Here is a 13,628-nt window from a genome sequence, read left to right on the forward strand (position 1 = left end):
CTCGATCATGCCCTCCCTCACCCGTGCCCTGCTGGACGCTCGATGACGGCCGCGATCGCCCACCGTTCGGGTCGGCGGAGCGTCGCTGTCCGGCTCCTGTTCGTGCTGCTCGCCGTCGTCGCGAGCGTGCTCGCGGTCGCTCCGGCAGCATCCGCGCACGTGCTCCCGTCCTCGAGCGTGCAGCTCGACGTCGCGGAGAGCTCGATCGCGGCGACGGTCACCATCCCGCTCGAGGACCTCGAGAACGCCAGCGGCATCCAGCTGGCCGAGCAGACGCAGAGCGCCGTCGACGAGAACGCGGCCGCGATCACCGCCTACCTCCTCGCGCACTTCGCTCCCACCAGCGACGACGGGACCGCCTGGACCGTCGACGCGGGCGACCTCACCGTCTCCGACGCCGGCGACACCGCCACCACCGGGATCTACCAGCAGCTCACCACCACGTTCGAGCTCACCCCACCCGCCGGCGGAGACGTGCGCTCGTTCGACCTCGGCTACGACGCGGTGGTGGAGAAGGAGATCACCCACGTAGTCCTCGTCACAGTCGCCGCCGACACGGCCGCCGACTTCGCCGGTGCGTACGAGCTCGGAACGATCCGCCTCGACACCGTCACCAACACCGTCGGCTCCCTGCACGTGGACCTCGGCAGCGGTAGCGAGGCCAGCGGCTTCGTCAGCATGCTCGTGCTCGGCATGCAGCACATCGCCAACGGCACCGACCATCAACTGTTCCTGCTCACCCTGCTCCTGCCCGCGCCACTGCTCGCCGTCCGTCGCCGCTGGCGGGACACGGTGCCGCTGCGCCAGGCGGTGCGCCGCATCGCCGGCATCACCCTCGCGTTCACCCTCGGCCACTCTGTGACCCTCGCGCTCGGTGCCCTCGGCCTGCCCGTGCCCACCGGCCTGATCGAGGCGCTGATCGCGGTCAGCATCCTCGTCGCCGCGATCCACGCGATCCGGCCGATCTTCCCCGGCCGCGAGGTCGCGATCGCCGGAGCTTTCGGCCTCGTCCATGGCCTCGCGTTCTCCGAGACGCTGCGCGAGCTCGACCTCACCGGCAGCCGTCTCGTGCTCGCCCTGCTCGGCTTCAACCTCGGCATCGAGGCGATGCAGCTGCTCATCGTCGCCGCGGTCCTCCCGCCCCTCGTGATCCTCGCGCGAGCCCACCGCTACACCGCCCTGCGGATCAGCGCCGCGACCCTCACCGCCGTCGCGGCGCTCGGCTGGCTCGGCGCACGGCTCGGAGTCGCGAACGCGATAGCGGACACCGCCGACAGCATCGGGACGATCGCCCTGCTGCTCGTCGCCGCCTTGTGGATCGCTGCTCTCACCGTCCGCTTCGCCTCGCACCGCCCCGCCTGGCCTGCCTTTCCAAAGAGCCGCCCGCAGGCCGAAGACGACGCGACGTCTTCCGACAAGCAGCACCCTCTCGCGCAGATCGACACCAAGGATCCTGTGCGCGTCGGTTGACGTGGGCTCTCACTCGATGGAGCCGGACTCGATCCCCCCCACCGCCTCGTGATCCACTCTTAGACCGCTTTACTGCGTCCCGAATGGGGATGGATCACCGGGGCGGCGATGGGCTGGTGAGCCCGGTGCGCCACCAAGCGGACAGGTGGTCCAGCGCCACCGTGCTCGCATCCTTCAAACGCGTGCGGGTCGCTTCCCGATCAGCGCCGGTGAGGACTGCGTCGCCGATGTCTTCGGTGGTCTGCTGCACGACCGCGACGAGTGCGGCTGCTTGAGCACGCCGAGTCATCGAGTCCATCCCCGTGCCGGCCAATTCCGCTGCAACCGCGGTCGTGACGTCGCTGTAGAACTCCAGGGCCCGGCGCCGGAGCACCGTGCTGAGTCTGCACTGAGCGGGGAACTCCCCTCGTGCCAGGGCCGGATCCTCCTCGACGTACCGATCGATGTCCTCGAGGACGATGGCGCGCATCGCCTCGGCCGGGGACTGCTGGGCGCCTCGCTCGGCGACCGCGGCTCGGATCCTCTCGAGCACCTCGTCCGCTCGATCGAAGACGAGATCGGGCTTGGTCGGGAAGTAGTTGTAGACCGTCTGATCCGAGACGGCAGCGGCACGCGCGACGTCCGAGATGGACACCTCGTCGTACCCGTGCTCAGCGAAGAGCCGCGCTGCGACGTCGCCCAAGCGCGCGCGGGTCTCTCGCTTCCTGCGCTCTCGAAGTCCCGACGCGACGACCGTGCCTGCTTCCCCCATTCCGCCAGTCTGCCACGAAGAGTTGAGTGACTCAAAGTTTCTGTTACGGTGACGAAGTTCGAGTCACTACACATTCGGCGGGAGCCGGGGAACGAGGATGTCCGATGAACGCGCACAGGCAGAGGCGAGTGCTCATCTCGGGAGCGAGCTTCGCCGGGCTCGCGACGGCGCTGTGGATGCGCCGGCTGGGCTATGAGGTCACGATCGTCGAGATCGGACCGGGTCTGAAGCGAGGAGGCACCCCGGTCGATATCCGCGATGACACCATCGCGATCGTCGAGCGGATGGGCCTGCTCGAGCAGATCTCGGCGAGAGCACTTGCTCCTCGCGTGACGGAGTTCACGACGCCAAAGGGGGATCTCATCGCACGGATCGACCCCGAGCCGCCCACAGAGGACGCGGTGGGCGACGGCTACGAGATCCACCGTGATGATCTGCTCGACATCCTCGCCGCGGCGACGGAGGGCGAGGTGGAGATGCTGTGGAGCAACTCCATCGCGTCGCTGAACGAGCTCGACGAGGAGAGCATTCGCGTCACTTTCCGTGACGGCACCGAGAGGAACTTCTCCCTGGTGTTCGGCTGCGACGGCAACCACTCCACGGTGCGTCGACTGCACTTCGGTCAGGAAGCGCTCTACAGCCACTTCCTCCAGACGTACTTCTCCATCGCCACCCTCGACACCCTCCTCATCGCCCCTCAGACGACCCGGATCACCAACGCGCCGGGCGTGGCGATGCTGGTGAACTCGTACGACTCCACCACCGAACTCGTTCTCGGCTTCCACTCCGAGAAGGAGATCTCGTACGACCACCACGACGAGGAGGAGCAGAAGAGCATCCTCCGCGAGCACCTTCTGCAGGCAGGCCCGCCGTTCTCGGATCACGTCGACCAGGCGCTCGACGGCGAGACCTTCTACTTCGACAAGCTCAGCCAGATCAAGATGCCGGCGTGGACGTCAGGACGCATCGCGCTCGTCGGCGACGCCGGCTACTGCGCATCGCCCGCCGCGGGCATGGGAGGGTCGCTCGCCATCATCGGCGCCACGGCACTCTTCGACGCCTTCCAGGCCGCAGGTGGCGATGTCGAGCAGGCGTTCGCCGCCTACGAGCACGCACTCCGGCCGGTCGTCGACGAGATCCAGCACGACGCCGAGCACGTCGGCGTCAGCAGCTACTTCCCCGCGACCGAAGAGCAGATCCGGGTCCGCAACAGCATGCTGCTCGGGCACTGAGCAACTCGGTGTCTTGCTCGGTCAGCCCCAGAGGACGATGACGTCGATGAACCAGGCTGCACCGTTGCGGTCGGTGAGCCTGCCGCAAGTGGCTATCGTCCCGCGCCTTCCACCAGGACTCTCCCTCACGCTCCATGAAGCCGCGATGCAGAGGCGTCATTCGGCGAAGCGAGCGTCCGACAGCCGGTGGTTCACTGCGCCAGTTCGCCGAGCGGGATGAGCCGCGCGTCGGTACGGGCGGCAGTGTCCCGTAAGACCCGCCCGATGAAATGCCCGGTGACGGGGCGGCTATCGAGACACTGGGGCGGTGCATCAGAAGGCGATAGGCCTTCTGACGCCGCTGTAGATCTCAGTCCTGGTGAGCTCGTCGGGTTGGGGGAGTGCCAGCGCTCGGTAGAGGGTCGTGCGGTCGATGCCGAGCTCGCGTGCGACTGCTGACTTCGGGATGCCGGCGACGATGTCCGCTCGAGCTGCAGCGACCTGGTCGTCGTCGAGCCGGCGTTGCCGGCCCGTGCAGTTCCCTGCAGCTTTCGTGATGCGAATGCCCTCGGCTTGCCGCTCGCGGATGAGGGAGCGCTCGAATTCGGCGAACGCGCCGAGCAGGTGCAGCATCAACTGTCCGAGTGCGTCGTCGCCGCCGGGTCCGTAGGTCTGCTGCTCCTTGATGAACTCGGCGGAGGCGCCTTTCGCGACGATCTCATCGACGACATCGCGAAGATCTCGCAGCGAGCGCGCGAGGCGGTCCATTGACGCGTCTCGGACGAGGTCGCCGTCTCGGACGTCGCGGATGCAGTCGGCTAGGGCGGGTCAATCGGTGCGGGTGGCGCCGGGGACCTTCTCTTCGAAGATCCGGTCGACTGCGCCGATCGCCTCGATCTCCCTATCGAGGTTCTGGTCGGTCGTACTTACTCGGACGTAGCCGACGGTCTTCGTTCATTGCGCCACTCCTAGACCCTCACACAAATGTGTAGCGAAAAGCGGAGAAATGACCCTACTGCTACGCGCGTCGTCGGGTCTCCCCGGTGTTGCGTTGGGGTGTACTCCTTCGTCTCTTCTTGCTTCCCCTGAACACCTTCCACGTCGCCACTCATGCAGAGCCCTCAAAGACGTTGGAGGACACGGAGACGCGGTATCCACCTGGCACACAGGGACAGGTCGAGGCCGTCGCAGCGTGACTACAGCCTCCGAGACGGAGCGCCTGATCTACTCGGCGTTGTCGTCGAGCAGTTGCGGCACCGTGCGGACGTCGACGCGCTCCTTCCGCATCGTCTCGGTCGTCGACTCCATGGCGATGATGCGGTCGATCATGACGTGCACACGCTCGACCGGGACGACCCGCGTGGTGAGGACCGGCTCCTCGGCGTGGAGGACGAGCGTGATCGATCTCGGAGTCGCGCCCGAGGACGGACCCTCCGCACCGTCGAGGTGCTCGGGGTCGAGCGGTTCTCGTTCGATCACGAGCTCCTCGCGGCGGAGAGTGACGGTGACGGTCCGCTCCTCGGTGACGACGATCTTGCGGACGCGGAAGAGCTCCGTCGGGGTCCAGGCGGTCGTGACGTCGAGGCGCTCCTCGGAGCGGATGACGGTGATCTGCTCCTCCCCGGCGGGCCGGGTTCCGGGGTCGCTCATCGATCCGGATGTCCGGCTGTCTCGCGGAGCTCGCGGCCGTCTTCGACGTCCGCGGCGTGCTTCTTCGCCTTCTTCTCGCTCTGGCGGGTGTCGCGCGGCGGGAGCTGGATGTGCTCCTCCGCCTCGATGCCGGCCTGGAGCTGGCGGCCGCGCTCGAGCTCGGCGTCGAACTCGGCGCCGAAGAGCAGGGCGAGGTTCGTGATCCAGAGCCACAACAGGAAGACGATGACGCCGCCGAGCGCGCCGTAGGTCTTGTTGTAGTTGCTGAAGTTGGCGACGTAGAAGGCGAAGCCGACGGAGGCGAGGGCCCAGACGACGAGGGCGAGGATCGAGCCGAGGCTGGTCCAGCGGAACTTCGGCTGCCGCACGTTGGGTGACCAGTGGTAGAGGACGGCGACGATGACGACCATGATCGCGATCAGCACCGGCCACTTGGCGATGCTCCACACGGTCAGCGCGACGTCGCCGAGGCCGACGGCGTCGCCGATCGTCTGTGCGATCGGTCCGCTGAGCACGAGGATCAGTCCGGCGATCACGAGGAGGACGACGGTCAGCAGGGTGACGCCGAGCATCGTGGGGCGCAGCTTCCAGATCGGGCGACCCTCGTCGATCTCGTAGACGCGGTTCATCCCGCGGCCGAACGCGCCGACGTAGCCGGAGGCGGACCAGAGCGCGCCGAGGACACCGGTGATGAACGCCAGTCCGGCGGCGGGGGTGGAGGTCAGCTCCTGCAGGGGTCCGCGGATCGTCTCGAGCACGTCGGCGGAGACGAAGCCGCCGAGCAGGTCGAGGACCGTCGAGGTCGTCGTCTCGGCCTGACCGAACAGGCCGAGGATCGAGACGATCGCGAGCAGCCCGGGGAACAGCGCCAGGACGGCGTAGTAGGTGAGGCCTGCCGCGATGTCCGTGCACTGGTCGGCGCCGAACTCGCGGAGCGTCTTCTTCAGGACGTAGCCCCAGGAGCGCTTGGTGACGTCGGTGGGGTCGTCGGGCTTGCGGGAGTCGTCAGGGTCCGATGCGGTGCGGTCGCGCTCGGTGCTGGTCTGGGCCATGGTCGTCCTCGATCTGCTCGCGCGGAGAGCGCTGGGGGGAAACGGGTGCGCCGGCAGCAGGAGACACTGAGCCTCCTGCTGCCGGCGGGGGTGGGTCAGAGGCCGTCGCGGTCGCGGCGCGGGGTGACGCCGTCGTCCTCGACCTCGATCTCCTCGTGGCGGACGTCCTCGGTGACCTGCTTCTGCTCGGTGACCGTCTCGGTGCCCAGCGACACGCGCTCGACGGGGACGGTCTCCTTGGCGGCGACGACGCGGTCCTCGCCGAGGATCACCTCGTGCTCCTCCTCGCTGAGGTCGGGGCCCGCGGTCGCGTCGCCGATGGTGGCGTCGGTGATCGGCTCGCGGACGACACGGACCTCGTCGTGGGTGACGGGCACGGTGACCGTCTGCTGCTCGGTGACGATGTGCTTGCGCAGGCGTGCGCGGCCGGCCTCGACGCGCTCGGTGCCGACGCGCAGCTGCTCCTCGGAGCGGGTCATCGCGTCGTCGGTGGTCGGGCCGGAGGTGTCGTGGCCGACTGCGGTGTCGACACCCGTGTCGCCTCTGCCGGAGGTGACATCGCTGAAGCCGGCGGCGCTGTCGACGTTGTCGGTCCCGGGCGCCGAGGCGGCGCCGGTCAGGTTGTAGTAGCGGTACAGCTCGGCCTCCTCGTCTTCGGTGAGGGAGCCGTCGGCGTCGATGCGCGGCGCGTCCTTCACGAAGCTCTTGTCGTAGGCGACCGTGACGCGGTCGCCCGCGAGGTCCGCACCCTCGAGCGGGACGAAGGACTCCGAGGTACCGAAGAGGCCGGTGCGGACGGTCGCCCACACGGGGGCGCCGCTCTCGTCGGAGACGTAGACCTGCTCGACGGAGCCGATCTTGTCTCCGTCGGATCCGTAGACGGTCGAGCCGTGGATGCTGTCGATGCTGGTGCTGTCGATCATGGGACTTCCTTCCTCTCGAGAGTGTCGGGGTCATCGAGAACGACCGGGAGGACCGGAGGAGCGGAGACGCTCGACCGCGGGCTCGCGGTGCCGTGCTCAGCGCTGACAGTACGAGCGCCGCGTGAGTTCGGGAGGCCGCTTGACAGTTCCCCGGGTCGATCGGCATTCTGCGCTGCACCCCGAGTAGGGGACGGAAGTCGACGGTCGCTGATGAAGTGCGTTCTTCCGGCGTCTCGGCCGATGTCGAGGAAGATCTCCACTGATCGACAGTGGACGTCGCCACCGACCGACCTCATGGCTCAGTACAGCTAGCGCCCCACGCCGGGAGAGGTCAAGGCGCTGGAGTCCCTCTCGGCAGCCCTTCTAGGGTGCGAGCACCGGAGACGAGGCGCCACGGAGGGACCGCGCACGTCTCTCTCTCCGTCCTCGCACTCGACGACGGAAGGACCGCTTCGCCATGCCCCGAACCACGCACCGAACCAGCCCCAGCAGCACACCTCCCGACACCGCGACGTCCGACCCCGCGGGACGCAGGCCCTCGACGTCCGAGTCGACCGCGCGCCGACCGGGGCGTCTGCTCGGCATCGGACTCCTCGCCCTCCTCCTCGTCGCCGCGCCTCTCGCGGCCCCACCCGCGGCCGCCGCCGACGCCACCACGCCGGTCGTCAGGATCACGTCCCCCACCTCGGGAAGCACAGTGTCGGGTCCGGCGACCCTCGTCGCGACGGCGACGGACGACGTCGGAGTCGCCTCCATCTCGTTCTGGTCCGGCAGCACCCGCGTCGGCGACGGTGCGCAGCGCTCGGACGGCCGCTGGTCCCTCACCGCGGACACCCGCGCGTGGCGTGACGCGACCTACACGGTGACCGCCCGCGCCGGGGACGCGGCCGGCAACACCGGCACGAGCGCGGGGGTGCGCCTCGTCGTGCGCAACGCCGGAGTCGCAACGCCGACTCCGACGCCGACTCCGACGGCGACCCCGACGCCCGCGACCACGGTCACGCCGACGCCCACTCCGACTGCGACTGCCACTGCCACGCCGACTGCGACGCCGACGACCGCGCCCACTCCGACGCCCACGACAGTGCCCACTCCCACTCCCGCTCCGTCCGGCGTTCCGGCCGGGGTGCCCGCGCCGATCGCCCAGTGGGACTTCACCGAGTCGGCCGCCCCGTTCCGCACCACCTCCGGCGATCTGCCGCTCGCGCAGGCCGGCCGGACGGCCGCGACCCGTGTCGCGACTCCGTGGGGCACCGGCCTCTCGCTCACAGGATCGAGCTACCTGCGCCTCCCGGCCGCCTCGACCGGCCGGCTCGCGGTCGGCGCGTCGAAGAACACGGTCACCGTGGCCGCCTGGGTGCGCGCCACCGACACCGACACCGGATTCGTCGCCGGCTCGTGGACCGAGGACGCGAATCAGCCACGCCGCTCCTACGGCCTGTTCTACGACCTCGGGACCTACGGCGGTGCCGACCGGGCGAACTTCCACGTCTCGCGCTCGGGCGGCCCGACCCCCGGGTACCCCTACTCCCGCGATTACTCCGCCTCGGGCGCGAAGATGACGCGCTCCGTCTGGCAGCTGCATGTCGGCACCTACGACGGCGCGCAGGCGATCTCGTACCTCGACGGCGTCGCGACCGCGTACCCGAGGTACACGGACTCGCTCGGGAACACGTACGCGAAGAACCCCTATCTGTTTCCGCACGGGCTGAATCCGATCGCGGGCGACTTCACGGTCGGAGGCGTCCAGCTCACGGGCAAGGCCGGCAATTTCGCCCGCGGCACCGTCGCGAAGGTGCGCGTCTGGAATCGGGCGCTGACCGCCGGCGAGGTGAAGGCCCTCTACAACGCAGAGAGCGCCGTGCTGCGCTGACGTCGAGCCGCCCGAGTTCCTGCCGCTCGACCTGCCCGCCGTCCCGGGCCGCGACGCCGTCGGCGTCGTCGACGAGGTCGGCGCCGACGTGACCGGCACCGAGGTCGGCGACGTCGTCTTCGGCCTCGGCGTCCCAGAGCGTTGCTGCCGTGTTCGGGTCGGCTCGCTTCGGCTCCTCGCTCATCGTGCGGAGGCGGGTTCGTGCGCCCGGTTGTGGCCGTGGAGAGCATGCCGCGCTCGAGAGCGCCGGCACCCGTCCGTTTCAGCAGGGCGGGCGATGAGGCGTCAGAGGGGGGTGGCCGACCCGTCAGCACCGAGGCGGTAGAGGGTGGGACTGACCGGGGCCGCATCGCCGCCGTCGTAGAGGGCTCGGGCGAGCTCGTGCAGGCCCGCCACCGCGTCGGAGTCCTCCGTGCCGCAGACGTGCATCGACACCCGCTGACCGATCGCGACCACCGGTTCGCCGGGGACGAACTCGTCGAACAGCGCGTGCAGGAACCCCGCCCTCAGGATGAAGGATGCCGCGAGCTCCTCGCTGCCGGGCGGTGTCTCGAGGAGGAATCGCCCGTCGCCGCCGGACACGATCGGGTCGATGCGCGCCAGCCAGGCGAGCGCCTCCTCGGCGAGCGACTCCGAGGTGTGTCCGAGTCGTGCCGCCGTCGACGCCGTCACGTACTCCCACGCCCCGTCCCGGTCGAGGACAGGGGCGACGGTCAGCCCGGACGCATGCGGCACCAGGATCGGAGCGTCGGAGAGGACCGACCGGGCGAGCACCGCCGCCACGGCGCGGTCGTCCAGCACCAGCGGGAGGATCGGCACGGCGTCGGCACCGACCCGCGCCCGCCCCGTGGCCGGGTCGGCGATCACGGCCACCGCATCCGCCGCGCCGCTCATGGGCCGGCGCCGGGAGAACAGTCCCATCGTGTCGCGATCCCCTCTCGAACATCCCGGGCGAGGAGGGACGCCTGGGCACCCTCGATACTCGCCGCTCCGTGAGCCTAGGCGCTGGGCGTGCCGGCTTCGAAGCGGCACAGCTCGAGGGCGGGCCGGGCCGGCGTGAGTCGCGGCGATGGCGATGGTGCCGCGTGGGCGTCCGGGAGAGCTGGAGGAGAGCGACGTCCGGACGCCGATCCGGGACCCATCTGCGCGTCATAGGCAGCGCATCGGAGGCGCATAGGGACGACCGGCTGACTGGACTCCTTCGCTCGTCGGCCACCTGTCGGCCCCGTCCACTGGAGTTCCTGTGCTCGCCCTCGCCACCATCGCCATCGACATCGTCGCCATCGCCCTGCTGACCTTCGGGATCTACTTCCCGCGCCACCGCCGGAGGGACCTCGTCGCCGCGTTCCTCGGCGTGAACGTCGGCGTCCTCGCGGTCTCGCTCGTCCTCGCCTCCAGCACCGTCGGCGCGGGACTCGGGCTGGGACTGTTCGGAGTCCTCTCGATCATCCGGCTGCGCTCGGACGAGATCGAGCAGCACGAGGTCGCCTACTACTTCTCCGCTCTCGCCATCGGCCTCATCAGCGGCCTGGGCACCGCGCCGTCCGCGCTGACGGTCGGTCTGATCGCGCTGATCATCGCGGTCCTGTTCATCGCCGACCACCCGCGGCTGTTCCCGCGCACTCGTCAGCAGACGATCACCCTGGACAGCGCCTTCACCGACGAGGTCGCCCTGACCGAGCACCTGGCCGCGCTGCTCGGCGGCCGCATCCGGTCGGTGCAGGTCCGTCAGCTGGATCTCGTCAACGACACCACGCAGGCCGACGTCCGCTTCGACGTCGCGGAGCGACGCTCCCGCGGCGGGCAGCACGACGTGCTCGCCCCGGTCACCTCCGCCGTCGGCGTCCCGGCCTCGCGATGACCGCCGTGACGACGTCGCGTCTGCAGTCGTTCGCCCCGATCAGCCTCCCCGAGCTCGTCGACCAGGCGTCCCTCCAGACCCGCATCGACCGCAAGTACCTCATCCCCGCGGGCGGCCTGGACGCCGTGCTCTCCCGACTGGACGACCGCACGCGGGTGCTCGAGATCGACGGACGCCGCGACTGCGACTACGAGTCGGTCTACTTCGACACTCCGCAGCTGGACAGCTACCACCTCGCCGTGCGCGGCCGGAGGCGGCGCTTCAAGATCCGCACCCGCACCTACCTCGACTCCGCGACCAGCTACCTCGAGGTGAAGACGCGCGGATCCCGCAGCAGCACCGTCAAGGAGCGGATCGACCACCCGGCAGGCCGGCGTGACGAGCTCACCGCGGAGGGTCTCGCCTACATCGACGAGACCCTCGCTGCGACCGGCATCGCCCTGGACTCCCGAGAACTCGCCCCGGTGCTGTCCACCGAGTACGCCCGGACGACGCTCCTCCTCCCCGGATCCGCCACCCGAGCCACGATCGACACCCGCCTCGTCTGGCGGCTGCGCAGTGCGCCGGCCCGAGTGCTGGACCGACCGGCCGTGGTCGTCGTCGAGACCAAGTCGGCCTCCCGCCCGTCCGAGGTCGACCGCGCGCTCTGGGCCGAAGGCCACCGCCCCGTCTCTCTCTCGAAGTACGGGACCGGGATGGCCGCGTTCCGCTCCGAGCTCCCCGCCAACAAGTGGACCCGCACCCTCGACCGTCATTTCGACCGGGCCCCCGCCCGAGTCGTCTCTCCCCGATAGGACCACCATGCACAACCGCTCCCGCCCGCTGTCCGTCCTCGCCGTCCTGAGTCTCACCGGCGCTCTCCTCACCGGCTGCACCGCCGCCGAGGTCGCCGGCTCCGCCTTCGGCACCACGACCGACTCGAGCTCCACCGCCCCGGCCGACACGAGCACCGCCGACACGAGCACCGACGACACGAGCACCGACGACGCGGACGCGGGCACCACCGTCGAGGCCGTCGGCACCACCCTCGACTCCACCGCCACGCAGATCCTCGCGGCGAACACCGCGGTGCACGCCACCGACCAGGCCGCCGACGCCGCCTCGACGAGCATCACCCTCTCCGGCGACAGCGCCGCGGCGGACGGGGACGCCGTGCGCGTGGACGGCTCCACCGTCACCATCACCGACGCCGGCACCTACGTCCTCAGCGGCACCCTCGCCGACGGGCAGGTCGTGGTGGACACCACCGCCGAGGGAACGGTGCGGCTCGTGCTCGACGGCGTCGACATCACGAGCTCCACCGGTTCCGCGATCACGGTCACCGCCGCCTCCGACGTCGTCGTCGACCTCGCCACCGGGTCGACGAGCACCCTCAGCGACACCGCCTCCTACGCCGAGGACGCGGAGTCGAACGCCGCGCTCTACAGCGCCGCCGATCTCACCCTCACGGGCGAGGGCTCGCTCGAGGTGCACGGCAACGGCAACGACGGCATCACCGGCAAGGACGGCCTCGTCATCCTCTCCGGCACCATCACCGTCGACGCCGCCGACGACGGCATCCGCGGCAAGGACTACCTCGTCGTCCGGGGCGGCACCCTCGCCGTCACCGCCGGCGGCGACGGACTCACCTCCGACAACGAGGAGGACGCCACCGCGGGCTTCGTCTCGATCACCGGCGGCGACATCACCGTCGACGCGCAGGGCGACGCCGTGGTCGCGGTCACGGACATCGTCGTCACCGGGGGAGACCTCGACCTCACCGCGGGCGGGGGGAGCGGCGCGCAGCTCGCGACCGACGCCTCCGCCAAGGGGCTCAAGGCCGGGATCGTCGTCGACCTCGAGGGCGGCGACGTGACCATCGACTCCGCCGACGACGCCGTGCACTCCGACACCTGGGTGCACACCACCGCGGGGACCCTGACGCTCGCCACGGGCGACGACGGCGTCCACGCCGACTCGGCCCTGCTCCTCGACGGCGCGGACATCGTCGTGACCGACTCGGTCGAGGGGATCGAGAGCGCCGACATCCGGATCACCGACGGCGACGTCTCCGTCGTCTCCAGCGACGACGGCCTGAACGCCTCCGGCGGAACGGGCACCGATTCCGACGGCGTCGCGACCGGAACCACCGGCGGCGGCATGGGCGGCGGCGAGGGCGACGACGGCTCCGTGATCACTCTCAGCGGCGGCACCGTCACCATCGACGCCGAGGGAGACGGCTTCGACTCCAACGGCAGTGCGACGATCAGCGGCGGCAGCCTCGTCGTGAACGGCCCCGAGCAGAGCGGCAACGGCGCTCTCGACGTCAACGGCACCCTCGTCGTCACCGGCGGAGAGGTGCTCGCCACCGGCAGCGCCGGGATGATGGTCTCGCCCGACGCGTCCTCGACCCAGGGCTGGATCTCCGCCGCCCTCAGCAGCACCCTCCCGGCGGGCTCCGAGGTGACGATCACCGACGCGGCCGGCACCACCGTCACGACGTTCACGACGTCGAAGACGATCGCGGGCGTCGTCTCCGCCGGCTCGGAGATCACCTCGGGCGAGAGCTACACCCTGACCGCCGACGGCACGACCCTCGCCACCGTCACCGCGGGCACGGCTGCCGCCGGAGGTGGCGGCATGCGGGGCGGCCGCTGACCCTCGAGAATCCGCACCGCTCGAGGGCCGGCCGAAAATTCTTCGGGCCGGGTGTCGATTCGGCTCGCGCCGTCGACCCTGAGGCGGGAAGGTCGCGAGACCCTCGCGCAGGCCGTCTCGCCGCTCGGCCTCGGCGCCGTCGGCCTCCGGGCGGCGATCGCGGAGTGCCGCGCGATCGCCGTCTCAGGCGGGTGCCGGTG

The 13,628-nt window shown here is 70.1% G+C and carries 12 protein-coding genes and 2 pseudogenes; 7 read left to right on the forward strand and 7 right to left on the reverse strand.

Going from position 1 to position 13,628, the window contains the following annotated elements:
- Positions 1-42 precede the first annotated feature (42 nt).
- On the forward strand, positions 43-1,470 hold the full coding sequence (locus HQQ82_RS00855) for a HupE/UreJ family protein (RefSeq protein WP_173231217.1): 1,428 nt from the start codon (positions 43-45) through the stop codon (positions 1,468-1,470).
- Positions 1,471-1,564: 94 nt separating this feature from the next.
- Here the strand turns inward: HQQ82_RS00855 and HQQ82_RS00860 are convergent, their stop codons facing one another.
- The gene (locus HQQ82_RS00860; protein WP_216848122.1) at positions 1,565-2,152 is read right to left on the reverse strand and encodes a TetR/AcrR family transcriptional regulator; all 588 of its coding nucleotides are present in this window, start codon (positions 2,150-2,152) and stop codon (positions 1,565-1,567) included.
- A gap of 173 nt (positions 2,153-2,325) precedes the next feature.
- Here HQQ82_RS00860 and HQQ82_RS00865 point away from each other — a divergent pair, with 173 nt between their 5' ends.
- Complete coding sequence (locus HQQ82_RS00865; RefSeq protein WP_173231219.1) at positions 2,326-3,453, forward strand: FAD-dependent monooxygenase; 1,128 nt, start codon at positions 2,326-2,328, stop codon at positions 3,451-3,453.
- 312 nt (positions 3,454-3,765) lie between these two features.
- On the opposite strand, the gene HQQ82_RS20450 is transcribed toward HQQ82_RS00865, so the two are convergent.
- The 5 genes and pseudogenes from HQQ82_RS20450 to HQQ82_RS00885 form a co-directional block, all read right to left on the reverse strand.
- A complete protein-coding gene (locus tag HQQ82_RS20450; RefSeq protein WP_367947847.1) occupies positions 3,766-3,996 on the reverse strand; it encodes a helix-turn-helix domain-containing protein in 231 nt (76 codons plus the stop codon).
- A pseudogene (locus HQQ82_RS20455) lies at positions 3,985-4,248 on the reverse strand (recombinase family protein); the annotation flags it as partial. The pseudogene HQQ82_RS20455 and the gene HQQ82_RS20450, both read right to left, overlap by 12 nt.
- Before the next feature lie 408 nt (positions 4,249-4,656).
- Positions 4,657-5,082 (reverse strand): YsnF/AvaK domain-containing protein, encoded by a 426-nt coding sequence (locus HQQ82_RS00875; RefSeq protein ID WP_173231220.1) that lies wholly within the window; start codon positions 5,080-5,082, stop codon positions 4,657-4,659.
- Positions 5,079-6,134 carry a YihY/virulence factor BrkB family protein gene (locus tag HQQ82_RS00880; protein WP_173231221.1) on the reverse strand — a complete coding sequence of 352 codons (1,056 nt, stop codon included), beginning with the start codon at positions 6,132-6,134 and terminating at the stop codon, positions 5,079-5,081. The genes HQQ82_RS00875 and HQQ82_RS00880 overlap by 4 nt, the downstream gene beginning before the upstream one ends.
- A 95-nt stretch (positions 6,135-6,229) precedes the next feature.
- Positions 6,230-7,057, reverse strand: coding sequence for a DUF2382 domain-containing protein (locus HQQ82_RS00885; protein WP_173231222.1), 828 nt, complete (start codon positions 7,055-7,057; stop codon positions 6,230-6,232).
- 457 nt (positions 7,058-7,514) lie between these two features.
- On the opposite strand from HQQ82_RS00885, the gene HQQ82_RS00890 reads away from it, so the two are divergent.
- Together HQQ82_RS00890 and HQQ82_RS20460 are read left to right on the forward strand one after the other, a co-directional pair.
- On the forward strand, positions 7,515-8,930 hold the full coding sequence (locus HQQ82_RS00890) for an Ig-like domain-containing protein (RefSeq protein WP_173231223.1): 1,416 nt from the start codon (positions 7,515-7,517) through the stop codon (positions 8,928-8,930).
- Positions 8,931-8,943: 13 nt separating this feature from the next.
- Positions 8,944-9,060: pseudogene (locus tag HQQ82_RS20460) on the forward strand (alcohol dehydrogenase catalytic domain-containing protein); the annotation flags it as partial.
- 155 nt (positions 9,061-9,215) lie between these two features.
- On the opposite strand, the gene HQQ82_RS00900 reads toward HQQ82_RS20460, so the two are convergent.
- Positions 9,216-9,851, reverse strand: coding sequence for a hypothetical protein (locus HQQ82_RS00900; protein ID WP_173231224.1), 636 nt, complete (start codon positions 9,849-9,851; stop codon positions 9,216-9,218).
- A 322-nt stretch (positions 9,852-10,173) separates the two neighbouring features.
- Between HQQ82_RS00900 and HQQ82_RS00905 the strand changes: the two genes are divergently transcribed.
- Genes HQQ82_RS00905 through HQQ82_RS00915 form a run of 3 tightly spaced genes read left to right on the forward strand, consistent with a single transcriptional unit; the run spans position 10,174 to position 13,428 of the window.
- Positions 10,174-10,791, forward strand: coding sequence for a DUF4956 domain-containing protein (locus tag HQQ82_RS00905; RefSeq protein ID WP_173231225.1), 618 nt, complete (start codon positions 10,174-10,176; stop codon positions 10,789-10,791).
- Positions 10,788-11,585 (forward strand): polyphosphate polymerase domain-containing protein, encoded by a 798-nt coding sequence (locus tag HQQ82_RS00910; RefSeq protein WP_173231226.1) that lies wholly within the window; start codon positions 10,788-10,790, stop codon positions 11,583-11,585. The genes HQQ82_RS00905 and HQQ82_RS00910 overlap by 4 nt, the downstream gene beginning before the upstream one ends.
- A 7-nt stretch (positions 11,586-11,592) precedes the next feature.
- The gene (locus tag HQQ82_RS00915) at positions 11,593-13,428 is read left to right on the forward strand and encodes a carbohydrate-binding domain-containing protein (protein ID WP_173231227.1); all 1,836 of its coding nucleotides are present in this window, start codon (positions 11,593-11,595) and stop codon (positions 13,426-13,428) included.
- Positions 13,429-13,628 lie beyond the last annotated feature (200 nt).

Origin of the sequence: Rathayibacter sp. VKM Ac-2856, assembly GCF_013205055.1 — a bacterium.
Lineage (GTDB): Bacteria > Actinomycetota > Actinomycetes > Actinomycetales > Microbacteriaceae > Rathayibacter.